20 protein-coding genes and 1 pseudogene are annotated in these 21,484 nt (G+C 65.2%); 10 read left to right on the top strand and 11 right to left on the bottom strand.

What is annotated here, in order from left to right:
* Nucleotides 1-39 precede the first annotated feature (39 nt).
* Entirely contained in the window at nt 40-1,800 is a 1,761-nt protein-coding gene (locus HH800_RS00105; RefSeq protein ID WP_169863148.1) for a fatty acyl-AMP ligase, read from the bottom strand.
* Nucleotides 1,801-1,963: 163 nt separating this feature from the next.
* Between HH800_RS00105 and HH800_RS00100 the strand changes: the two genes are divergently transcribed.
* The 4 genes and pseudogenes from HH800_RS00100 to HH800_RS29435 all read left to right on the top strand — a co-directional run.
* Complete coding sequence (locus tag HH800_RS00100; protein ID WP_169859736.1) at nt 1,964-2,488, top strand: regulatory protein RecX; 525 nt, start codon at nt 1,964-1,966, stop codon at nt 2,486-2,488.
* 48 nt (nt 2,489-2,536) lie between these two features.
* Nucleotides 2,537-3,094, top strand: coding sequence for a DUF192 domain-containing protein (locus HH800_RS00095; protein ID WP_010335653.1), 558 nt, complete (start codon nt 2,537-2,539; stop codon nt 3,092-3,094).
* Between the two features lie 50 nt (nt 3,095-3,144).
* Nucleotides 3,145-3,543, top strand: coding sequence for an NADH:ubiquinone oxidoreductase subunit NDUFA12 (locus tag HH800_RS00090; RefSeq protein ID WP_004210347.1), 399 nt, complete (start codon nt 3,145-3,147; stop codon nt 3,541-3,543).
* A pseudogene (locus HH800_RS29435) lies at nt 3,522-3,956 on the top strand (DUF2155 domain-containing protein); the annotation flags it as partial. The gene HH800_RS00090 and the pseudogene HH800_RS29435, both read left to right, overlap by 22 nt.
* A 35-nt stretch (nt 3,957-3,991) precedes the next feature.
* Here the strand turns inward: HH800_RS29435 and aat are convergent.
* Entirely contained in the window at nt 3,992-4,744 is a 753-nt protein-coding gene (gene aat / locus HH800_RS28945; RefSeq protein ID WP_169859734.1) for a leucyl/phenylalanyl-tRNA--protein transferase, read from the bottom strand.
* A gap of 81 nt (nt 4,745-4,825) precedes the next feature.
* Between aat and HH800_RS00075 the strand changes: the two genes are divergently transcribed.
* Complete coding sequence (locus tag HH800_RS00075; protein ID WP_169859733.1) at nt 4,826-6,127, top strand: dipeptidase; 1,302 nt, start codon at nt 4,826-4,828, stop codon at nt 6,125-6,127.
* Nucleotides 6,128-6,185: 58 nt separating this feature from the next.
* Here the strand turns inward: HH800_RS00075 and HH800_RS00070 are convergent, their stop codons facing one another.
* Both HH800_RS00070 and HH800_RS00065 read right to left on the bottom strand, forming a co-directional pair.
* Nucleotides 6,186-7,223 carry a S66 peptidase family protein gene (locus HH800_RS00070; RefSeq protein ID WP_004210342.1) on the bottom strand — a complete coding sequence of 346 codons (1,038 nt, stop codon included), beginning with the start codon at nt 7,221-7,223 and terminating at the stop codon, nt 6,186-6,188.
* Nucleotides 7,220-7,666: a cupin domain-containing protein gene (locus HH800_RS00065; RefSeq protein WP_010335647.1), complete on the bottom strand. Its 447-nt coding sequence runs from the start codon at nt 7,664-7,666 to the stop codon at nt 7,220-7,222. Before HH800_RS00065 ends, HH800_RS00070 begins: the two co-directional genes overlap by 4 nt.
* A gap of 53 nt (nt 7,667-7,719) precedes the next feature.
* Here HH800_RS00065 and dapE point away from each other — a divergent pair, with 53 nt between their 5' ends.
* The gene (dapE, locus tag HH800_RS00060; protein ID WP_169859731.1) at nt 7,720-8,862 is read left to right on the top strand and encodes a succinyl-diaminopimelate desuccinylase; all 1,143 of its coding nucleotides are present in this window, start codon (nt 7,720-7,722) and stop codon (nt 8,860-8,862) included.
* Between the two features lie 484 nt (nt 8,863-9,346).
* Here the strand turns inward: dapE and HH800_RS00055 are convergent, their stop codons facing one another.
* From HH800_RS00055 to secB, 5 genes are all read right to left on the bottom strand, one after another.
* Nucleotides 9,347-10,621 (bottom strand): dicarboxylate/amino acid:cation symporter, encoded by a 1,275-nt coding sequence (locus HH800_RS00055; protein WP_169859730.1) that lies wholly within the window; start codon nt 10,619-10,621, stop codon nt 9,347-9,349.
* Between the two features lie 138 nt (nt 10,622-10,759).
* A complete protein-coding gene (locus HH800_RS00050) occupies nt 10,760-11,407 on the bottom strand; it encodes a DUF4136 domain-containing protein (protein WP_004210337.1) in 648 nt (215 codons plus the stop codon).
* Nucleotides 11,408-11,617: 210 nt separating this feature from the next.
* Nucleotides 11,618-12,622, bottom strand: a complete 1,005-nt coding sequence (gene trpS, locus HH800_RS00045) for a tryptophan--tRNA ligase (protein ID WP_037506191.1) — start codon at nt 12,620-12,622, stop codon at nt 11,618-11,620.
* Nucleotides 12,623-12,642: 20 nt separating this feature from the next.
* On the bottom strand, nt 12,643-14,217 hold the full coding sequence (murJ, locus tag HH800_RS00040; protein WP_169859728.1) for a murein biosynthesis integral membrane protein MurJ: 1,575 nt from the start codon (nt 14,215-14,217) through the stop codon (nt 12,643-12,645).
* Between the two features lie 69 nt (nt 14,218-14,286).
* On the bottom strand, nt 14,287-14,790 hold the full coding sequence (gene secB, locus HH800_RS00035; protein ID WP_004210332.1) for a protein-export chaperone SecB: 504 nt from the start codon (nt 14,788-14,790) through the stop codon (nt 14,287-14,289).
* Between the two features lie 221 nt (nt 14,791-15,011).
* Between secB and HH800_RS00030 the strand changes: the two genes are divergently transcribed.
* From HH800_RS00030 to HH800_RS00015, 4 genes are all read left to right on the top strand, one after another.
* Entirely contained in the window at nt 15,012-15,668 is a 657-nt protein-coding gene (locus HH800_RS00030; RefSeq protein ID WP_026109117.1) for a Tim44/TimA family putative adaptor protein, read from the top strand.
* Nucleotides 15,665-16,930 (top strand): murein transglycosylase A, encoded by a 1,266-nt coding sequence (locus HH800_RS00025; RefSeq protein ID WP_169859727.1) that lies wholly within the window; start codon nt 15,665-15,667, stop codon nt 16,928-16,930. The genes HH800_RS00030 and HH800_RS00025 overlap by 4 nt, the downstream gene beginning before the upstream one ends.
* A gap of 9 nt (nt 16,931-16,939) precedes the next feature.
* Nucleotides 16,940-17,473 carry a Smr/MutS family protein gene (locus HH800_RS00020; RefSeq protein WP_169859726.1) on the top strand — a complete coding sequence of 178 codons (534 nt, stop codon included), beginning with the start codon at nt 16,940-16,942 and terminating at the stop codon, nt 17,471-17,473.
* A gap of 102 nt (nt 17,474-17,575) precedes the next feature.
* Entirely contained in the window at nt 17,576-19,270 is a 1,695-nt protein-coding gene (locus tag HH800_RS00015; protein ID WP_169859725.1) for a putative bifunctional diguanylate cyclase/phosphodiesterase, read from the top strand.
* Nucleotides 19,271-19,280: 10 nt separating this feature from the next.
* Here HH800_RS00015 and HH800_RS00010 read toward each other — a convergent pair whose 3' ends face one another.
* On the bottom strand, nt 19,281-19,898 hold the full coding sequence (locus HH800_RS00010) for a peptidylprolyl isomerase (RefSeq protein ID WP_169859724.1): 618 nt from the start codon (nt 19,896-19,898) through the stop codon (nt 19,281-19,283).
* Between the two features lie 67 nt (nt 19,899-19,965).
* A complete protein-coding gene (gene dnaA / locus HH800_RS00005) occupies nt 19,966-21,384 on the bottom strand; it encodes a chromosomal replication initiator protein DnaA (RefSeq protein WP_169859723.1) in 1,419 nt (472 codons plus the stop codon).
* Nucleotides 21,385-21,484 lie beyond the last annotated feature (100 nt).

Here is a 21,484-nt window from a genome sequence, read left to right as displayed (position 1 = left end):
CTAGCAGGCAATGGTTATCAATCGGTATGCGTCGCCTGATCAGGCAGCGATATCGTAAGGACGGATCTCGCCGGTCAGATAGAGGTTGCGTGCCTTGGATCGACTGAGCTTGCCGGAACTGGTGCGCGGCAGGGTGCGCGGCGGCACCAGTTCGACGACGCAGTTCATGCCGGTGATGGCGCGAACCCGCTCGCGAATCTGGTCGCGCAGACGCGAACGCTCCTCATTGTCGGAGGTGCGGCAATGGACCAGCACCGCCGGCGCTTCCTCGCCGCCCGGCGTGGTGATCGCGAAGGCGGCAATGTCGCCCTGCTTGAAGCCCGGCAGCTGTTCCACGGCCCATTCGATATCCTGGGGCCAGTGATTCTTGCCGTTGATGATGATCATGTCCTTGGCGCGGCCGACAATGTAGAGATAGCCATCGGACAGATAGCCCATGTCGCCCGTGTCCAACCAGCCATCCGCCATGCAGGCCTCGGTCGCTTCGGGATCGCGGAAATAGCCGACCATCAGCGAGGGGCCGGTGGTCCAAACCTTGCCGATCTGGCGCTCGTTCATCAGGCCGCCATCCTCGTCGCGGATCTCGACAATCATGTCCTTGGCGGGCTTGCCGCAATTGACGATCGAGCGGAAACGCTGCGGACGGCCTTCCGGTGCGGCACCGCCCGACAGGTCGGTTTCCTCGACCAGTTCGACGATGATGCCTTCGCCCGGCGGCATGATGGTCACCGCCAGGGTGGCTTCGGCCAGGCCATAGCTCGGCAGGAACGCCTTGGGGCTGAAGCCGGCATCGCCGAACGCATCGACGAAGCTCTGCATCACGTCGGGGCGAATCATGTCGGCACCGTTGCCGGCCAGTCGCCAGCGCGACAGGTCGAAACGGTCGGCCGCCTTGGTCTGGCTCGACATGCGACGCGCGCAGATGTCGTAGCCGAAGGTCGGCGAATAGCTGATCGAGGTGCCTTCATTGCGGCTGATGAGATCCAGCCAGGCCAGCGGGCGGCGGGCGAAATCCTCGGTCTTCATATAGTCGGTCGACACCTGATTGGCGACGACCGACAGGAAGCAGCCGACCAGGCCCATGTCATGATACCAGGGCAGCCAGCTGATGCAGCGATCGCTTTCCTGCACTTCCATGCCATGGCTGTGCGCCGACAGGTTGGACAGCAGCGCATGGTGCGTCACGGCGACGCCATGGGGGAAGCGGGTCGAACCGCTCGAATATTGCAGATAGGCGATTTCCTCGCCCTTGGCCTGCGGCAGGTCGCAGGGGACCGCCTCGCGGGCGATGAAATCCTCGAAGGCGATGCTCTCGACCGACTTCTGGCGACCGGATTCGCCCGCCATGTCCTCCAGTTCCTTGGGGTAGAGGAACAGCATCGGGTCACAGCTCGACAACTGGACATTGAGCTGGTCGATATAGCTTTCCTTGCCGCCAAAGCTGGTCGGCAGCGGCAGCGGCACCGGCCAGGCGCCGGCATAGACGATGCCGAAGAACAGCATGGCGAAGTCGGCGCCGGTTTCGGCGACCAGGGCGACGCGGTCCTCGGGCTTCACGCCATGGGCGATCAGGCGATGGGCACAGGCGATCGCGTCCGCGCGCAGTTCGCTGAACGGATAGGGCCGCGCCAGATTGCCGCGCGCATCATGGAAATTGAGACCGCGCTTGCCCTGCGCCGCATAATCCAACGCTTCGCCCAACGTCTCGAAATCGGAGAATCGGCGCGGAAGAACATCGTTGGTCGGCGTAGGTGCCATCATAATCTGCGAACCCGTCATATTGGTGTCACCCAATGTCATATCTGTCATATTCCGGCGGCCGCTATCAGTTTTGACGTCGACTTGCACCGGATAGTTTCAATCCAGCCTGTGCTTCTAGACCATAAGGCGCGGTAAAATTCCGGCCCGACTGTGGCATAAAGATGGCGCTTAGCGCATGATGGCGCACAATGCACGACCGGTCATGACCAGCAAACGCCCGCCCCCACCCCTGGACGAAGACGCATTGCGCGAATTGGCGCTGCGCTATGCCGGCCGGTTCGCGACCAGCCGCGGCAAGCTGCTCGCCTATCTTGCGCGCAAATTGCGCGAGCGCGGATGGGGCGGGGAAGCGCCAGCCGATCCCGAAGCGCTGGTCGCCCGCTTTGCAGAACTGGGCTATGTCGACGACAGCAGCTTTGCCCTGATGAAGAGCGCCGCCCTTAGCCGGCGCGGCTATGGCGCCCGCCGCATCACCGAAACGCTGCGCGCCGCCGGCATAGAGGAGGCCGATCGTGGCGCCGCCGATGCCCAGGCACAGGCCGATCGCTGGGCGGCAGCCGACCGATTCGCCCGACGCAAGCGGATCGGCCCCTATGCAATGCAGGCGCCCGATCCCAAGGGACGGGAAAAGGCGATCGCCGCCTTCCTGCGCGCCGGCCATGATTATGCCTTGGCCCGGCGCTGGGTCGATGCAGCACCCGGCGACTTCCCCGAAGCGGAGGATTGAGGGTTAATTCTCTCCCGCACCTCCCCGAAACCCGCTAGGCAGGATTGCATGATCCTTACCCGACTGCTTTTCGCCGCCGCCCTGCCCGCGCTGCTCCTGGCCTGCTCTGCCAAGCCCGATGCCGGCGCCGATGCTGCAAATGACAGCGGCAATGTCCAAGCCGCCGCACCGCAGGGCGCGCTGCTCCCCCTCGTCATCCACACGGCGAAGGGGGTACATCGCTTCGACGTGGAAGTCGCCCGGACCGAGGCGGAGCAGGAACAGGGGTTGATGTTCCGCAAGGCGCTGGATGCCGACAAGGGCATGCTGTTCCCGATGGAGCCGCCGCGCACCGCCAGCTTCTGGATGAAGAACACGATCATCCCGCTCGACATGCTGTTCATCCATACGGACGGCACGATCGCCTTCATCGGCGCCAATGTCGCCCCATATTCGCGCGAGCCGGTGTCCGCCGGCGTGCCGGTGGTGGCGGTGCTGGAACTGCGCGGCGGCCGCGCCGCGGAACTGGGGATCAAGGAAGGCGACCGCCTATCCTGGGGCAAATGCGCAACAACCGATGGCAAGAGCGCGATCGACCTCGATTTCTGCCCGACAACCGCCCGTTAGGGCCATATCGTCCTTGCCCACGTCAATCCCAGCGGCTAAGCGCATCGGCCATGGGTATCCTGGCAAACATCTTCACCTGGTGGAATGGCGCCACCTTCGGCACCTGGCTCTTCACGGCTCGCAAGGGTACGAAAGTGGGCGAGGACCATCAGGGCAATGTCTATTATGAAGGCGGCGTTGATCCGAACGGCCTGACGCGCCGCTGGGTGATGTATAACGGCGCCAATGATTCGAGCCGCGTGCCGGCCGAATGGCATGGCTGGCTGCACCACTCGATCGAGGGCACGCCCGAAAGCTTCCTGCCGCCGCCGCGCATCTGGGAAAAGGAATTCACCCCCAACGCGACCGGCACCGCCAACGCCTATCGTCCCTCGGGTGCGCTCGAAAAGGGCGGCCAGCGCCAGAAGGCGACAGGCGATTACGAGGCATGGAGCCCCGACGCGGCATGATTCGGCGTCCGGCGGGGGGATTCCCGCCGATCCTGCTTGGCGCGCCGCTTCTGGGGTGCGCGCTGCTGGCGGCCTGCGGTCGCAATGATGCGCCAGAAGCGAATCAGAGCGGGCCGGTAAAGATCGAAGGCCAGCCTATCCGCAACGCGGACGAGGCCAGCCTGTCCGGCACGCCGATGGCCGAGCGCACCGCCGTGATCGGCCTGCTCAACAAGCGCAACGGCCTGACCCGCGACCTGACGATGAAGCCCGGCGAGGCGCTGCGCGTCGGCGACGCCATCGTCCGCCTGCAGGCGTGCGAGACCACGGCTCCGTGGGAAAATGTGCAGGAAACCGGCGCCTTCGTGCAGCTGGACGTGCGCAGCAGTTCCGACGGCAAGTGGCGCCGCAATTTTTCCGGCTGGCTGTTCCGCGAACGGCCCGACCGCAATGTCGTCCAGCACCCGGTCTATGACGTCTGGGTCAAGAGCTGCACGATGGAATGGCCCGAAAGCGGTCCTGCCACGGTCAAGCTGGGCGACAAGGGCAAGGTGCCTGCTGCCGCATCGCCGGCCAGCGGTGCAAACGCCAGTTCGGCCGCCGCGCCCGAACCGGCCGACAGCACCGCGTCGCCCGCTCCCAGCGGCACGTCGCCGACGGCAACGCCCAACAACTGAAGATAGTCGCGCTGGCTGATTTCCTGCGCGCCCATGCTGCGCAGATGATCGGTCATGAACTGGCAGTCGAGCAGGCTGAAGCCGCCAAAGCGCATCCGCGCCATCAGCCAGGCCAGCGCCACCTTTGACGCGTCGGTGCGGCGCGACACCATGGACTCGCCGAAAAAGGCGCCACCCAGCGCCACGCCATAGAGGCCGCCGACCAGTTCATCCCCGTCCCAGCATTCGATCGAATGGGCAAAGCCCAGTTCGTGGAGATGGCGATAGGCGCGCTCGATCGGGCCATTGATCCAGGTCGACGGACGATCGGGCGCGGCTTCCGCACATAGGGCGACGATGCCGGCAAAGGCGCGGTTGGCGGTGACGCGAAACCTGTCCTGCCGGATCGTCTTTGACAGCGAACGTGACAGGTGAAGGCCATGGAGCGGCAGGATCGCCCGCCTTTTGGGCTCGACCCAATAGACATCGTCGGCCTGCCGGTCATCGGACATCGGGAACACGCCGATGGCATAGGCCTGAAGCAGCAACAGCGGATCGATCGTCATCGATTCAAGGGTCTAGCCAATGTCGTACCCGCCCGCCAGCCGCGATTGACTTGATCCGTCGCCCCCCTAGTCTCCCGCGCCATGATATCCCTCCGCCTCGCAGCCCTGCCGCTGCTCCTCGCCCCCGTCGCCCTCCCCTTCGCCGCCTCGGCCGCGCCCGCATCCGATCCCTATGCCGCGCGAATCGCCAAGGTGCTGAAGGCCACCCCGCTGATCGACGGCCATAATGACTGGCCCGAAGCGATGGCCGGCAAGGCCGGGGACGCCCGCTGGACCATGCCGCTCGACCGGCTCGATCCCAGCCAATATCATACCGACATCACCCGCCTGCGGGCCGGACAGATGGGCGGGCAATTCTGGTCCGTCTGGGTGTCGGCCGACCTGCCCGAACTGCAGCAGGTGAAGGATACGGTCGAGCAGATCGAACTGGTCCACAGCCTCGCCCGCCGCTACCCGCAGGACTTCACCCTCGCCACCACCGCTGCCGAGGTCCGCGCCGCGCACAAGGCCGGACGGATCGCGTCGATGATCGGGGTCGAAGGCGGCGGCCAGATCGACGGCAGCCTGGCCGTGCTGCGCGCCTATCACGACCTTGGCGCCGGCTATCTGACGCTGACCCACAGCCGGACCATCGCCTGGGCCGACAGCGCCACCGACAATCCCCAGCATGACGGCCTCACCCCGTTCGGCGAGGCGGTGGTGCATGAACTCAACCGCCTGGGCATGCTGGTCGACCTCGCCCATGTCAGCGAAGGCGTGATGCTGGACGCACTGAAGATCAGCAAGGCACCAGTCATCTTCTCCCATTCCAGCGCGCGCGCCCTGTGCAACACACCGCGCAACGTGTCCGACGCGATCCTGCAGCAGGTCGCGGCCAATGGCGGCGTGGTCATGGTCAATTTCGCGCCGCAATATGTGTCGGAGGCCCGCCGGGTCTGGAGCGCGGCGCGCAGCGCGGAAATGGCCCGCTATAACGCCCCGCCCTTTGGCGGCCTTTATATCGGTGATCCCGAGGGCGCGAAGAAGGCGCTGGCGGAATGGGAAAAGGCCAATCCCGAACCGGTCGTCACCCTGTCGATGGTCGCCGACCATATCGACCATATCGCCAAGGTTGCGGGCGTCGACCATGTCGGCATCGGCAGCGATTTCGACGGCGTGGGATCGCTGCCCCAGGGGCTGGGCAGCGTCGCCACCTATCCCGCGCTGCTGGCCGAACTGATGCGCCGCGGCTGGAGCGATGCCGACATCGCCAAGCTGGCCGGCGAGAATGTGCTGCGCGTCATGGCGGCGGCCGAGAAGGTTGCAGAGGGGATGAAAGGCGAGCCGATCGGCAATGGCACCGTCGCCTCGCTGGACGGCGCCAAGCCCGCAACAAAGGAATAGAGCCTGATTCACGCCATCGCTGGAAGCGCGGAGCGCTTCCAGCTCAAACGATCAGGCTCTAACTGACAGCCGGCTCCAACAACCGGATCGTACCCGCGTCCGCGTCGATTTCGGCGCGGGCGCCGACCGGCAGGCTGAACTGGTTGGCGATATGGCCGAACAGCGCGCCCTGGAAAGCGGGGATGCCGAGCGGCGCCAGATGCTGCTCCAGCACTTCCGACAGGGTGAAGCCGCCATAGGACACGCCGGTGGCCGTGCAACTGGTGCATTGGCCGAAGACGAATCCGGCGAGCTTTGGCAATATGCCCGCCAGCGACAATTGGGTCAGCATCCGGTCGATGCGATATTCCGCCTCGTTGGTTTCCTCCACGAACAGGATCGCGCCGGTGAAATCGGGCAACCAGGGCGTGCCCATCAGCGCCGTCAGCACTGTGAGATTGCCACCCAGCAGCCGCCCGCTCGCCTTGCCGCTGCCAAAGGTGCGGATGCGGCCGCTGCGCGGCACCAGCCTATCCTCCGTCCCCACCGGATTGACATAGGTCGGTGTCGCCCCGTCGAACGCCACCGCGCGAAAACTGTCCCAGCTGAGCTTGCCCCAGCCGCTGGCGGCATTGGGGCCATGGATGGTGGTGAAGCCGGCGCGGGCCGCAAAGGCGAGATGCAGCGCCGTGATATCGGAAAAGCCGGTCAACAGCTTGGGATTGGCGCGGATCGTCTTGAAATCGAGATAGGGTAGCATGCGCGCGCAGCCCCAGCCGCCGCGCACCGCGAACACCGCCTTCACCTCCGGATCGGCATACATGGCGTTGACGTCGGCGGCGCGGTCGGCATCCTTGCCCGCCAGATAGCCATAGCGCTCGACCAGATGCGGCGCGGCCTTGGGCTTGAGCCCCATCGCCCGGATCGTCTCCTTGACCAGGTCCAGATCGAAGGCGTCATCGGTGAAACCCGCCGGCTCGACCAGGCCGACCACATCCCCTTCGCGCAGGCGCGGCGGCCGGATCAGCCCGGCGGGCGCCGCTGCCGAAACCGAGGGCACGCCCGCCGCGACCACAGCACCACTTATTCCGGCCAGCAACCCACGACGATCCATCATGCAAAAACGCTCCCATCCTTGTGGCGATAGACCCCACCGGACAGGTGCAGATCGATATCGGGATAATGGCAATCACTGACAGACGGACGGCCAAAGGCAAGCAACACGCAGTCCTCATCGCTTTCGTTAAGCAGATGATGGCCATCCGCCACACCCTTGGGAAAGGCCGCCATGTCGCCCGGTGCCATCGGCGTGCGCCCGCCCTCCTCGACCAGCACCGCCTCGCCCGACAGCAGGACGACAAATTCGTCCTCGCCCTCATGCCAGTGGCGTTGCGATGAGGCTGCGCCGGGTTTCAGCACGACGTGGCTGACGCCGAAATCGCCAAGACCCGTCGCCGGGGCCAGCCGGCGATAGTAGCGACCGGCCACCGCCAGCGCATGATCGCCCGGATAGCCGGTGGCATTGCTTTGTGGAATGGCGGCGAGATCGATCTTCGGCATGGCCCCTCTCCTCTGCGCTGGTCAAGAAAGACGGCTTTCGCTAACGCTGCCCCATGACCAAGACCAGCACCAATCATGACGCCCTGGCCCTGGCCGAGCGTCTGCTCGCCTGCCCCTCCGTCACCCCGGCCGTCGGCGATGTGTTCGCCGAACTGGAAGCGATGCTGGTCCCGCTGGGCTTCACCGTAGACCGTTTCGTCAGCGGCGTCGCGCCCGACGGCCCGGTCGAAAATCTGCTCGCCTGGCGCACCACCGGCGCCGGCCCGCATTTCGCCTTTGCCGGCCATCTCGACGTCGTCCCGCCCGGCCATGGCTGGGCCAGCGATCCTTTCACCCCGGTGGTGCGCGGCGACCTGCTCTACGGCCGCGGCGCGGTCGACATGAAGGGCGCGATCGCTGCCTTCGTCGCGGCGCTGCACGAATTGCCCGACGGCCTGCCTGGCACGATCAGCCTGATCATCACCGGTGACGAGGAAGGCCCGGCCACCTATGGCACGCTCGCGCTGATGGACCGGATGGTCGCCCATGGCCTGCACCCCGACATGTGCCTGGTCGGCGAACCCACCTCCTCGGCCCGGCTGGGCGACGTGGTGAAGATCGGCCGGCGCGGCTCGGTCAACATGTGGATCAAGGTGGCGGGCACGCAGGGCCATGTCGCCTATCCGCACCTGGCCGACAATCCGATCCCGGCGCTGGTCCGCATCCTGGCCAAAGTGGATGCCGAAGTGCTGGACGAGGGCACCGACTGGTTCCAGCCCAGCAATATCGAGATCACCGACCTGGAAGTCGGCAACCCGGCGCATAATGTCATCCCGGCCGCGGCGACGGCGCGCATCTCGATCCGCTTCAACGACCAGCATAGCGGCGCATCGCTGATCGATCGGATCAGCGCGATCGCGGCGAGCGAGGGCGGCACGGTGGACGCCAAGATCAGCGGTGAGCCGTTCCTGACCCAGCCGGGCACGCTCTCCACCCTGATCAGCGATGCGATCCGCGACGTGACGGGCCTCGACACCGAATTGTCGACCACCGGCGGCACGTCCGACGCGCGCTTCCTCTCGCGCCTCTGCCCGGTCGCCGAATTCGGCCTCAACAATGCGACGATGCACAAGCTGGACGAGGCCGTCGCGGTCGCCGACCTGCATGACCTAACCCGCATCTACACGCTGATCACGGAACGGGCGCTGCGGGGCTAGATTAACCGTCTGCCTGGAAGCAATTCGTCCAGAGCGGGCGCCCAAGCCCGGCATGACCGGTGAGAATGATCACATCCTGAACGGGGGAGCAGTTGCCCTCTGCTCCGCGATCATTCCTCTTCGGGATATCCGCATGCGCATTTCGCAGGCTCACGCCAATCGGCCGTAAGTTCCTCGACCTTTGCGATCTGCGTGGAGCAGGACGGGCACCAGACCCCGAATTCATCAACATAAGACCAGCTAGTATCGGGCCAGCAGACTTTCTGATTCATCAAATTTCTCCGTGGCGCACCGTTTGGAGCGATCCACGAAGAGACACCAGTTAAAGAAAGGTAATCTTGCTACGTGGCGGCCTGTAGCTTGGCCTTACTTGACGAAGGCCGGACCGATGGCTCGCTCCTACTCCTTAGCTTCTGCTCGCGATGCCTCGGACAGCAGGCAAGAACAATATCATGAAAAATCATGATAAAAATTGCTGCAGCAATCAATTGGCATCATCTTTCCCCGTATCTTCACGTAAATTGAAGCCAACAGGCGTCGCGCCTAGTCGATCGATGATGCGAGTTACGCCCATGTCGGCGGTGACATTGCCGACGGTGCGGAAAATGTCCGGCACGGTTTCGACGGCGAGCAGCAGCGGTAGCGCCTCGACCGGGACGCCCATGGCGAGGCAAATGGGACCGGTGGTGGTGAAGAAGGTGATCTGGCTGGGCAGGCCGACCGCCGCCAGGCTGACGATCGCGGCGACCGCGACGCCCAGCATGATCTGCACCGGGCCGAGCGCTACTCCGTTCATCGCCGCCACATAGAGGGCGACGCCCAGATTGGCGGGCGGACTGGTGATGCGGAACAGCGAGATGGCGAGCGGCAGCACGATCGAGCGCGTGCTTTCTCGCACCGCCAGCGGGCCGTCGCTCGCCGCGATCATCGCCGGCAGCGAGGCGATCGAGCTTTGCGTCGAAAAGGCGATGAGCTGCGCCGGCAAGGCCGCACGGGCGAAGCGACCCGGCCCAATCCGGCCCAGCAGGCTCACCAGCGGATAGACCAGCGCCGTCACGGCCAGGCAAATGAGGACGATGAAAGCGATATAGTGGAGCAGCGCCCCGGCGGTGGCGAGGCCGGAGCGGCTACCGGCGACCAGTGCCAGGGCGAACACCCCGATCGGGGCGAGCCACAGCACCCAGCCGACCACGATCAGCAACGTATCGACCAGCGCTGCGAGGAAGCCCGTCAGCGCGGCGCGCCGCTCCTCCGCCACGCGCGTCACGGCAAAGCCAAAGACGAGGGCGAAGAGGACGACCGCGACGACCTGCCCCTCGGCCGCGCTGTGGATCGGGTTGGCCGGAATGAAACCCAGCAACCATTCGGCCGATGGGCGCACGCCGGGCACCTCGCTGGCCGGCCCCGCCCCGGTGAGCGCCCCCGCAGCGCCAGCCGGCACTGGCCAGAATTGCAGCAGCAACGGGCCCAGCAACGCGGCGACAGCAGCCGAGGCCGTGAGCAGCAGCGCAAACAGGATCAGCGTGCGTGCCGCCGTGCCGCTGGTCCGCGCGGTGGTTGCTGCGGATGCGACGCCGGTGACCAGCAGCGCGAAGATCAGCGGAATGAGCGGCATCTGGAGCCCGTTGAGCCAGGCCTTGCCGACCGGCTGGGCAATATCGACGATGCGCGCATCCAGCGCGCCGCCAAATTCCGATAGCGCAATGCCGCACGCCAGCCCCGCGACCAGCGCTATCATGATCCTGACCGTCAACGACATGTGCATTCCCCCTGATGCATGACGGCATCGCTCCCCTGCCGATCAGCCTAAAAGCTTGCAGGCAAAAAGAAAGCCCGGCGATCGTTACGATCGCCGGGCCAATTTGGTCTGGCTGGGAGCCGACCGTATCTTGACTGCTCAGCCCTTCTTTTCGGGCGGCAGGGTGATCTTCACATCCTCGCCATTCTGACCGGGGAAATTGGTGAACATCGCGTCGATCAGGTTCGGCACCAGATATGTGAGCTTGTTGGACAGCGACTGGGCGCTGGCCTTGCCCTCGAACAGGCGCAGATTGTCGGCTGCACGATCGATCTTCATGCTGAGATCGCTGGTGTAGACGGTGTAGCTCGACACGTCGTTGAAGCCGGCGCCGCCGAACAGCCAGGGATCATAGAAGCCATAGCCCCAGGGACGGCCCCAACGGCCATAGCCCCAGCCGCCGCCGAAATAGGGGCTCGGTCCGAAGCCGCCGGTGGAGCGCACACGCTCCCGGCCATTGTCGACATCATAGGCGACACGCACGATGAGGTCGGCCTTGGCCGGATCGCCTGCGGCGACATAGCCGGTCTGGGTCAGGCGTTGCCCGACCATCTGGGCATAATGGGAAAATTCGAGCCCACCGGCGAGCTTGGGATCGTCGGCGACGATCGTGTAGCTCTGCCCTGCGGGTGCGGGGAGCTGCTGGAAACGGGCGACGTCCGCCTTGAACGACGTGGCGCAGCCGGACAGGGCCACCAACGCCAGCGCGGGCGCTGCGAAAAGGCCGATCTTGCTGAAAGCTTTCATTTTTTCGCGTCCTGAATCAGGCGGATGCCTGTTAGTCTTCTTGCGCCCTGCTCTAGCAAAACGCAACTGAACATCGTTTGAACGCACCAACCCGTCGATTGGACGCAAGCCATGTCCGGTCAATGAAGGGACGGAGTGGCGGCGCCCATTCCGTATGCCTGCCACAGGGGATGGACTCTTTCCCCGCCCCCTGTGGCATCAGGGCATCACTCAGCGCATCAGGCCCATGGCGTCATAGGCCGCGCGCAGGGTCGGTTCGGCAGCAGCAGCAGCCTTGGCCGCGCCCTTGTCGAGGATCGCGTCGAGCGCGGCATCGTCGGTGCGCAGTTCCACGAAACGCTCGCGCATCGGCCGCAGCGTTTCGACCAGCAACTCGCCCAGCGCCGGCTTGAACGCACCAAAGCCCTTGCCCGCGAACTGGGCACAGACCGCGTCAGGCGTGCTGTTCGACAGGGTGGCGTAGATGCCGATCAGGTTGGTCGCTTCCGGACGACCGGCCAGACCTTCCGCCGTTTCGGGCAGCGGTTCGGGATCGGTCTTGGCCTTCTTCACCTTGGTCATGATCGCATCATCCTCGTCGGTAAGGTTGATGCGGCTCATGTCCGAAGGATCGGACTTGGACATTTTCGCCGTGCCGTCACGCAGCGACATGATGCGTGCCGATTCCTTGGGGATGATCGGAGCCGGCAGGGTGAAGACATCGACGCCGAAATCGGTGTTGAACTTGGTGGCGATGTCGCGCGACAGCTCGAGATGCTGCTTCTGGTCCTCGCCCACGGGAACATGCGTCGCCTGATAGAGCAGGATGTCGGCCGCCTGCAGCACCGGATAGACGAACAGGCCGACCGACGCGCCCTCGCGGTCCTTGCCTGCCTTGTCCTTGAACTGGGTCATGCGATTGAGCCAGCCGATACGGGCGGTGCCATTCAAGAGCCAGGCGAGTTCGGCATGGGCCGGCACGCGCGCCTGGTTGAAGAGGACCGAGCGATCGGGATCGATGCCCGAGGCAACCAGGGCGGCGGCCATGTCGCGCACGTTGCGGATGCGCTGTTCGCGCCCTTCATGCACGGTGATCGAGTGCATGTCGGCGAGGAAGAAGAAGCACTGGCTGCCTTCATCCATCTCGTCCTGCATCTTCACCCAGTTGCGGATCGCGCCAAGGTAATTGCCAAGGTGCAGATTGCCGGTGGGCTGGATGCCGGAAAGGACGCGCATACTCTAATCCATTCTGTTGATTATGTGGTGCCTCGCCGCCGCATCAGCGCCTTGAGGTCGGATAGGCGATAGGCGCCGGTGACGAAGCATGCCAGCCCGTACAGCGCGACGCCCGCGCCGACAAGCAGGGCAAGCCCGATATAGCGGCCGACCATCGGGCCCGAGAGCATCGAGTCGAGCAGATCCTCGCCCGCCCAGAGCGCAACGCCCATGACGACCGCCGCCACGGCAAGGCGCGGGATGCGGCGTCGCAGTTGTGGATCGGCAGTGAAATGACCACGCGCGACCAGGGTGCGATAGAGCATCGCGACATTGACGGTGGAGGAGAGCGCGGTGGCGAGCGGCGGCCCGATATGACCGAGCGTCGGGATCATCACGAGATTGCCGACGATATTGATGGCGATCGACAGCATCGCATAGCGCACCGGCGTCTTCGTATCGCCGCGCGCATAATAGCCCGGCGTCAGCACCTTCACGAGGACATAGCTGGGCAGGCCGATCGAGAAGGCGGAGAGCGCCCAGCCGCAGCGCATCGCATCCTCCGCGCTGAAGCGGCCATATTGGAAAAGGCCACGCACGATCGGTTCGGCCACGGTGATGAAGGCGACGGTCGCCGGCAGGGTCAGGAATAGGGCCAGTTCGATGCCCCGGTTCTGCGTCTCCATCGCCGCCTTATCCTCGCCCTTCGAGAGCATGCGCGAGATGGTGGGAAGCAGGATGGTGCCAAGGCCGATGCCGATCAGGCCGAGCGGCAACTGATTCAACCGATCGGCATAATAGATATAGGTGATCGAGCCCGAGGCGAGCAGCCAGCCCGACAGCGCGGTGGAGATCAGGAGGTTGATCTGCGACGCGCCGGCGCCGGCCGCAGCGGGCACGATCAGGCGCAGGAGCTCGCGCACATCGGCGTCGAGGCGCGGACGCTTCAATTTCATCGAGACGCCAGCCCGCTTGCAGGCCCAGATCAGCCAGAGCAGTTGCAGCGCGCCGCCGACGGTGACCGACATCGCCTGTACCCGTGCGGTCTCATATTCGTCGGCGCCGTGGAAGAACCACAGGCCCGCGATCATCGCGACGTTGAGCAGGATCGGCGCGGCCGCATTGACCCAGAATTTGTCGAGCGAGTTCAATATGCCGCCCAGCAGCGAGGCGAGGCTGATCAGCGCCAGATAGGGAATGGTGATGCGCGACAGAGTGACGGCGAAGGCGAACTGATCCGGTGTCGGATTCTGGCGCGAAAAACCGCCCGACAGCGCCCAGGTGATCGGCCAGGCCGCCGCCAGCAGGGCGATCGTGAACAGGATCAGCACTGGCAGCAGCACGGCCAGCGCCCGCTCGGCGAAATGATAGCCGTCCGCCATGCCGCCCGGCCCGGCCGCCTTCTTGTTAAACAGCGGGATGAAGGCGGCGGAGAAGGCGCCCTCGGCAAAGAGCGCGCGGAACATATTGGGCAGGCGGAAGGCGACGCCGTTGAAGGCGTCCGACGCAAAGCCTGCACCGACATAACGGGCCGCGAGCGAATCGCGGATCAGCGCCAGCACCCGGCTGGCGAGCGTCAGCCCGCCGACCGAGCCAAGGGCCTTCACCAGTTTCATGCGCCTGCCCTCCATGCCGTTCGGGCTTCGACAGGCTCAGCCCGAACGGGAATCAGGAGCATGATGCAATCAGGCGTGGCCGGCGGGTTCGCCTGCGGTCTGCTGCATCTGTTCGGCCTGCTGCAGGTAGAGCGCACCGAAATCGATCGGATCGAGCAGCAGCGGCGGGAAGCCTCCGTCGCGGATCGCGTCGGCCAGCACACGGCGGGCAAAGGGGAAGACGAGGCGCGGCGCTTCGGCCAGCATGAAGGGCTGGATCTGGTCCTCGGGCACGTTGCGCATGCCGAACAGCGCCGCATAGACCAGTTCGACGGCAAAGGCGGTGCCCTGCGGCGCGACGGCCTTCACTTCGATCTTCAGCGCGATTTCCAGCACTTCGTCACCGACGCGGTCGGCACCGATGTTGAACTGGACGTCGATCTGCGGCTGGTCCTGCCACTGATAGACGGCCGGGGCGTTCGGATTTTCGAACGACAGATCCTTCACATATTGGCTGATCAGCGCGATCTGCGGCGCGGTATCAGCGCCATTGCCGGTCACGTTGGTCTGGATGGTGTCGGCTTCGTCGGCCATTGTCCTCAAATCCTTGCTGATCGTTCGTTGCTCGAAGGGCCGGAACGGCCCGCGATATCGATCCGCGCGCTTAGCAGTGGCGAAAGATCAGGGCAATGCCGCCCGACAGGAAGCAGCGTCGGCCAATTGCTGCGCTTTACAGGGCAAGCCGATATTTGAAGTATCGTGCAAACATGCCTATGTTGATGGAACATCATCCCGAACAAAGGGTATTTGCCTCCGTGTACGTGATCGTCATCCTCGCCATGATTGCCGGCTTCCTGGCACTGCGGCTCTATTCCGTTCTTGGAAAGCGGACGGGCCATGAGCAGGAGCCTGCGCTGCGTCCGGCGGAGGAACGCGCCAAGGTGGGCGGCTTGCAGCCCCGCCCGATGCCGGAAGCGACGGGCGATTCGGTTCGTCTGGCCGAAGGCCTCATTACCCCGACTGGCGAAGCCGGCGTGCGCGCGCTGATCAGTGCCGATCGCAGCTTTGACGTGCCGCAATTCGTCGAAGGCGCCAAGAGCGCCTACAAGATGGTGCTGGAAGCCTTCTGGCGCGGTGATCGCGACGAACTGGCCTGGCTGTGCGACGCCGATGTTCTCGGTTCCTTCGAGGAAGCGATCGCGGCGCGCGAAGCGGAGGGCCATGTGCTCGACAATCGCCTGGTGCGGATCGAGAAGGCACAGATCGTCGATGCCAGCGTCAATGGCCGTATCGCCGAAGTCTCGCTGCGGTTCGAGGCGGACATTGCTGCCGTCACCCGCGACAAGGACGGCAATGTCATCGCCGGGTCGCTGACCGACGCTGTCGGCACCAATGACATCTGGACCTTCACCCGCGACATCCGCAGCGCGGATCCCAACTGGAAGCTCAGCGAAACCGACGAGGCGGCGTGAGCCTGCATCATTCGGGGGGAGCGCTGCTTGCAGCGCTGATGCTGTCCGCCTGCGCGGGCGGCGTCATTCCGCCATCGGCCGGCGGCCCTGCGCCAAGCCGGCCGAGCGGTAGCGGCGAAGGCGCGACCCGGCCGGTTCCGGCCACGCCCCGCCCCACCCTGCCGCCGAAATTGCCGACCGTATCGCCGGGCGACCTGTCGACGGATCAAGCCAATGCCGCCGGCTTGGGCGTCACGCCCGGCCCCGACATTGCCAGCCTGATCCCGTCCGGTGAGCGCGCCCGCGCCGCCCTGCAGGCCTTCCGCATTTCCTGTCCGACGCTGATGAAGCGCACCGACCAGAGCGGCCTGACGCGCGGATCGGACTGGAACAGCGCCTGCAGCGCGGCGTCGAGCTGGCCCGAAGCCACCGCCACCGAGTTTTTCTCCCGCTATTTCGAGGCGGTGCAGGTGGGCGAGGGCAAGGCCTTCGTCACCGGCTATTATGAGCCGGAAATCGCCGGATCGCGCACCCGCCAGCCCGGCTATCAGGTGCCGATCTATCGCCGCCCGGCGGAACTGATCGACGTCAACCTCGGCCTGTTCAGCGACAGCCTGAAGGGCCGCACCATTCGCGGCAAGGTGCAGGGCAGTAATTTCGTGCCGTTCGACGAGCGATCGCAGATCGTCGACGGATCTCTGGCGGGGCGCGGGCTGGAACTGGCCTGGGCGGCCGACCCGGTCGAATTCTTCTTCCTGCAGGTCCAGGGCAGTGGTCGGCTGACCCTGCCCGACGGCGGCGTGATGCGCATCGGCTATGATGGGCAGAATGGGCGCGACTATACCGGCATCGGCAAGCTGATGAAGGATCGTGGCCTGATCCAGGCCGGATCGATGCAGGACATCATGCAATATCTGCGCGCCCACCCCGCCGAGGGCGCGGCGATCATGAACGAGAATAAGAGCTTCGTCTTCTTCCGTGAATTGACCGGCGCGGGACCGATCGGCGCGCTGGGCGTACCGGTGACGGCCGAGGCAACGGTGGCGGCCGATCCCAAATATATTCCGCTGGGCGCCCCCGTCCTGCTGTCGCTCGACCGGGCCGAACCCAATGGCATCTGGATCGCCCAGGATACCGGCGGCGCGATCAAGGGCGCCAACCGGTTCGACAGCTTCTGGGGGGCAGGCGACCGCGCGCGCGGCATTGCCGGCGGCATGTCCGCTCGGGGAAGCGCGCTGATATTGCTGCCGATCGGGTCCGCCGCACGGCTGGCGCGCCCGTGATCGCGCGCCATGCGACGCCGGACCCTATCTTCTGAAGAGCAGGCGCTCTGGGGCGCATTAACGCGTTCGGTCCGGCCGCTGCGGCCGGGGCTGATCCGTCCGCCCCTGCCCGTTGTCGCTCCGGGACCGATCCCAGAAACAAGGTTAACGCCGCAGCCTGCCAAGGCGGTGCCGATCACCCCCGCCCGCACGCCAGCGGCCGTGCTCGACACTGGCTGGGAAAAGCGAATCCGTAGCGGCAACATCGCCCCCGACATGTCGATCGACCTGCACGGCCATAATCTGGCCGGCGCCCATGTCAGGCTTAATCAGGCGCTGGCAGCGGCGGTTGCCCGTGATGTGCGGGTGCTGCTGGTCGTAACCGGCAAGCCGCCAAAAACCAGCAGCCACGGGGATTCGAGCCGACGCGGCGCGATCCGGGGCGAGATCGGCCACTGGCTGGAGACCAGCCCCTATGCCGATCGCATCGCCAGCGTGCGCATCGCCCATCCCCGCCATGGCGGCGACGGCGCCATCTACCTGATCCTGCGCCGCAAAAAATGACGCAATTTGCGCAGCCACTGACCTTTTCTTAACCACTGCCCTTCATATCCGCCTGATCCAGCAGCACCGATTATCGGGGGCTTTGAGCAGGCAGGGAGGCACATGCAGGGCGTGACAGTGAAAAGCCGCGCTGCTGCCTTTGCCTGTGCGGCCGGCGCGCTCGTCTTCATCCTGTCGCTGCTATTGGGCCATGGCGCGGCCGACGATCTGGTCGATGTCGGCCGATCCCTGATCATCGCGATCCTGTGCGGCACGATGAGTTGGGCATCGGCCCAGCGCACCATCGCCGCCACCGCAAGCGCCATCGATACCGCGACGGAGCGGCTGCTGGCCGCCGCTCATGGCGATCTTCATTCCCATGTCCCCGCCGAGATCGGACTGGAACTGCCCGACCTGTCGGTGGCGATGGAAAGCCTGTTCAGCCAGGTCCGCACCAATCTGGACCATGTCCAGACGCTGGCGCTGTTCGACCAGGTGACCGGCCTTGCCAACCGCACCAGCTTCTGTCGGCAGGTCGAACGCCTACTCGTCGAACGCAGCAGCACGGGACCGGCCGCCTTGTTCTTCATCGACCTGGACGGATTCAAGGCGGTCAACGACACGCTGGGCCATGCAGCCGGCGACCAGTTGCTCGCGCGGGTGGCGGGCCGCCTGCGCGAAGTGGTGATGGCGCAGGTCAGCGCTGGCCTGGGCGACGCCGTGATCGGCCGCCTGGCCGGCGACGAGTTCACCATGTTCTTCCCCACCCTGCCCAGCCGCGAGGCAGCCACGCGCATCGCGCGGGCCATCCAGTTCGCGCTGGGCGAGCGATTCGAACTGGGCAGCCAGCATGTCGACCTGGGCGCGTCGATCGGCATCGCCTGCTACCCCGACCATGGCGACAGCCTGTCCGCGCTGCTGCGATCGGCTGACATCGCCATGTATCATGCCAAGCATGAAGGGCGGGGCCGCGCCGAGATGTTCACCGCCGAACTGGCACTGGAGGCGGCGGACCGCGCCGAACTGGAACGCGACCTGTTGCTGGGGCTGGAGCGCGACGAATTCCTGCTGGAATTTCAGCCACAGATCGAAATGAGCCATGGCGGCGTGGCCCATGCGGTCACGGCCGAGGCGCTGGTGCGCTGGGTCCATCCCGAACGCGCGCTCATCATGCCCGGCGCGTTCGTGCCAGCTGCGGAGGAAAGCGGCATGATCGTCGCGCTGGGCGACTGGGTCATGAGCCGGGTATGCGAGACCGCTGCGCGCTGGGCGCGATCAGGCGTGCATCAGCGAATCGCGATCAATATTTCGACTCGCGAACTGGCGCAGGCCGATTTCTTCCTGCGCCTGCGCCATGCCATGGCGACGCACCAGACCCCGCCGGCCATGCTGGAGCTGGAAATCACCGAATCGCTGGCGATGGACATGGATGAGCGCGTGCTGGGACAGCTCAGCGCGCTGCGACAGGATGGCGTGCGAATCGCCATCGACGATTTCGGCACCGGCTATTCCAACCTGGCCCGGTTGCGCGAATTGCCGGTCGACCGGGTAAAGATAGACCGCAGCCTGGTGCGCGACATCGCGACCTCTGCAGAGGCGCGGACGATCTGCAGCGCGGTCGTCGGCCTTATTCAGGGTCTTGGCATGGAAGTGGTGATCGAAGGGGTCGAGACGCAGGCGCAGATGGACATGCTGCGTGTCATCGGCTGCACCCTGTTTCAGGGCTATCACCTCGCCCGGCCGATGGGCGAAGCGCAATATCTGGATCGATATGCCGCCGCGCCCACCGTCGAACCAACGGAACGACGCAGCCTTTAAGCTGGATGATTCAGGGCAGGCGCCGGGCAGACAGGATCTTCACCACCGGCTCCAGCATCTGCCCCTTCATCACGCCATTGCCGGCGGTGGGCGATTTCGGACCGGCCTGGATGGCCTTCACGATATCCAGCCCCTCGACCACATGGGCGAAGACGGCAAAGCCCTGATTGTCGCCGGCCGATTCGGGATGCGCGTCCATGGCCGGCATCTTGCCCAGCACGATGAAGAAATCCCCGGTCGCGCTGCCCGGCGCATAACGCGCCATCGACAGCGCACCGTCATCATGGGTGAGGCCCGTCTGGCTCGTGGGCTCATGCTTGATCGGCGGCAGGACGCGCTTGGGGTCATTCTGTGTCCCGCCCTGGATGAAGCCGTAATCCGGACCGCCGACGGCGCGGTAGAAGACGGTGCCGTCGAACCGCTTCTGATCGACATAGCGCAGGAAATTGCCGGCCGTGACCGGTGCCTTATCGGGATGCAGTGCCACCACGATGCGCCCGGCACTCGTATCGAGCGCCACCCGCACATCGCTTGAAGCGACAGGCGGCGGAACCGGGGTTGAAGACTGGGCCAGCAGCGGGCCGGAGGCCAGCGCGGCAAGGAGGAACAGGGCCAGGGTGCGGATCATGGCGTCAAGCCTAGTCCAACCACCCTGCCCTGTCAGCCCATGGAGTCAGCCATGGTTGGGGCTGCTGTCAGCCTTCCAGCTGGCGCATCAGGGCGCGGACGTCGGCATCCATGTCCGGATGGCTTTCGCGCAGCTTCTCGATCGTGCGCACCGCGTGGATCACCGTGCTATGATCGCGACCGCCAAAGGTGCGGCCGATTTCCGGCAGCGAGCGCGGCGTCATCTTCTTCGAGATATACATCGCCACCTGACGCGGACGCGCGACGGCGCGCGCACGGCGCTTCGACTTCATTTCCGACAGGTCGATCTTGAAATGCGCGGCACAGGCCTTCTGAATCTCGTCGATGGTCAGGCGACGCACATTGGCGCGCACCGCATCGGCAAGCATGGTCTGGGCAAATTCCAGATCGATCGAGCGACCGGTCAGCTGGCCATAGGCAACCAGCTTGTTGAACGCGCCTTCCAGTTCGCGCACGTTCGAGCGGATCGAACGGGCAAGGAAGTCGATCACCGCATCGGGCACCGGCGGATCGCCGGCATGGGCGCGGCGCGCTTCCAGAATCGCCAGGCGCAGGTCGAGACCCGCCGGACGAATATCGGCCACCAGGCCGCCCGCCAGACGCGACAGGATGCGCGGATCAATGCCATCCAGCATCTGCGGCGCCCGGTCGGCGGTCACGACGATGCGGGCACCGGTATCGATCAGGTCGTTGATCGTGTGGAGGAACTCTTCCTGGGTCGAGCCCTTGCCGGCGATGAACTGGATATCGTCGATCAGCAGCAGGCGCGCGGCGCGCAGGCGGGCCTTGAAGGCCATCGTCTCGTTCGAGCGCATCGCATTGACGAACTCGACCATGAAGCGTTCGGCCGACATGTAGAGCACCGGTGCGCTCGGCGAATGGGCCGAGAAGGCCCGCGCGATCGAGTGCAGCAGGTGCGTCTTGCCCTGGCCGGTGCCGCCATGGATGAAGAGCGGCGTGAAGCGGGGCTCTGCCTCGCCCGCCATTGCCAGCGCCGCCGAATAGGCGAGCTGGTTGGTTTCACCCGGAACGAACTGGTCGAAGGCGTGGCGCGGCTGGAAGTTGCAGGCCACGGTCGGCGCAGCGGCAACGATCGCCGGCACCGTCACGGCTGCGGCCACGTCGCGCTTCACCTCCAGCAGGCGCGGACCCGACGAATCGGGCGCACGGCGCAGGCGCACTTCACGCACGCCGGCGCCCGAACAACGCCAGGCCATGCGCAGGCGATCGCCAAACTGGCCGGAAACGAAATTCGCGCTGAAATCCGACGCAAAATGGAGATCCAGCGTCTGCGAATCGGGGCAATAGTCACCCAGGCGCGCAGGCTTCAACCATTGGTCGAACATGCGCGCGCCGATGTCGCGGCGCAGACCGGTGCGGATGGTCGTCCAGGCGGATTCCAGGCGGGCCATATCTGCCGCTGCCTCTCCGTCCTGAATTCCAAGCACCGCCGCATTATCCTTCATTGAATGCTGCCCCCAAAATACCAACAAAAATGCCCCTGAGGGCACGACTATCGGACGCAACAAGATGGTTCGGAAAAGCGCCCCCGCTCTTCCGAGTCTG

Source organism: Sphingobium yanoikuyae (assembly GCF_013001025.1).
Taxonomy (GTDB): Bacteria; Pseudomonadota; Alphaproteobacteria; order Sphingomonadales; family Sphingomonadaceae; genus Sphingobium; species Sphingobium yanoikuyae_A.
Note: the sequence above shows the minus strand (reverse complement) of the source record. Positions and strands in the feature narration are given on the sequence as shown.

What these genes read in the sequence shown, in the direction of transcription:
- HH800_RS00105 (WP_169863148.1), bottom strand. Translation starts at nt 1,800, where the DNA reads ATGACATTGGGTGACACCAATATGACGGGTTCGCAGATTATGATGGCA.
- HH800_RS00100 (WP_169859736.1), top strand. Translation starts at nt 1,964, where the DNA reads ATGACCAGCAAACGCCCGCCCCCACCCCTGGACGAAGACGCATTGCGC.
- HH800_RS00095 (WP_010335653.1), top strand. Translation starts at nt 2,537, where the DNA reads ATGATCCTTACCCGACTGCTTTTCGCCGCCGCCCTGCCCGCGCTGCTC.
- HH800_RS00090 (WP_004210347.1), top strand. Translation starts at nt 3,145, where the DNA reads ATGGGTATCCTGGCAAACATCTTCACCTGGTGGAATGGCGCCACCTTC.
- aat (WP_169859734.1), bottom strand. Translation starts at nt 4,744, where the DNA reads ATGACGATCGATCCGCTGTTGCTGCTTCAGGCCTATGCCATCGGCGTG.
- HH800_RS00075 (WP_169859733.1), top strand. Translation starts at nt 4,826, where the DNA reads ATGATATCCCTCCGCCTCGCAGCCCTGCCGCTGCTCCTCGCCCCCGTC.
- HH800_RS00070 (WP_004210342.1), bottom strand. Translation starts at nt 7,223, where the DNA reads ATGATGGATCGTCGTGGGTTGCTGGCCGGAATAAGTGGTGCTGTGGTC.
- HH800_RS00065 (WP_010335647.1), bottom strand. Translation starts at nt 7,666, where the DNA reads ATGCCGAAGATCGATCTCGCCGCCATTCCACAAAGCAATGCCACCGGC.
- dapE (WP_169859731.1), top strand. Translation starts at nt 7,720, where the DNA reads ATGACCAAGACCAGCACCAATCATGACGCCCTGGCCCTGGCCGAGCGT.
- HH800_RS00055 (WP_169859730.1), bottom strand. Translation starts at nt 10,621, where the DNA reads ATGTCGTTGACGGTCAGGATCATGATAGCGCTGGTCGCGGGGCTGGCG.
- HH800_RS00050 (WP_004210337.1), bottom strand. Translation starts at nt 11,407, where the DNA reads ATGAAAGCTTTCAGCAAGATCGGCCTTTTCGCAGCGCCCGCGCTGGCG.
- trpS (WP_037506191.1), bottom strand. Translation starts at nt 12,622, where the DNA reads ATGCGCGTCCTTTCCGGCATCCAGCCCACCGGCAATCTGCACCTTGGC.
- murJ (WP_169859728.1), bottom strand. Translation starts at nt 14,217, where the DNA reads ATGAAACTGGTGAAGGCCCTTGGCTCGGTCGGCGGGCTGACGCTCGCC.
- secB (WP_004210332.1), bottom strand. Translation starts at nt 14,790, where the DNA reads ATGGCCGACGAAGCCGACACCATCCAGACCAACGTGACCGGCAATGGC.
- HH800_RS00020 (WP_169859726.1), top strand. Translation starts at nt 16,940, where the DNA reads ATGCGACGCCGGACCCTATCTTCTGAAGAGCAGGCGCTCTGGGGCGCA.
- HH800_RS00015 (WP_169859725.1), top strand. Translation starts at nt 17,576, where the DNA reads ATGCAGGGCGTGACAGTGAAAAGCCGCGCTGCTGCCTTTGCCTGTGCG.
- HH800_RS00010 (WP_169859724.1), bottom strand. Translation starts at nt 19,898, where the DNA reads ATGATCCGCACCCTGGCCCTGTTCCTCCTTGCCGCGCTGGCCTCCGGC.
- dnaA (WP_169859723.1), bottom strand. Translation starts at nt 21,384, where the DNA reads ATGAAGGATAATGCGGCGGTGCTTGGAATTCAGGACGGAGAGGCAGCG.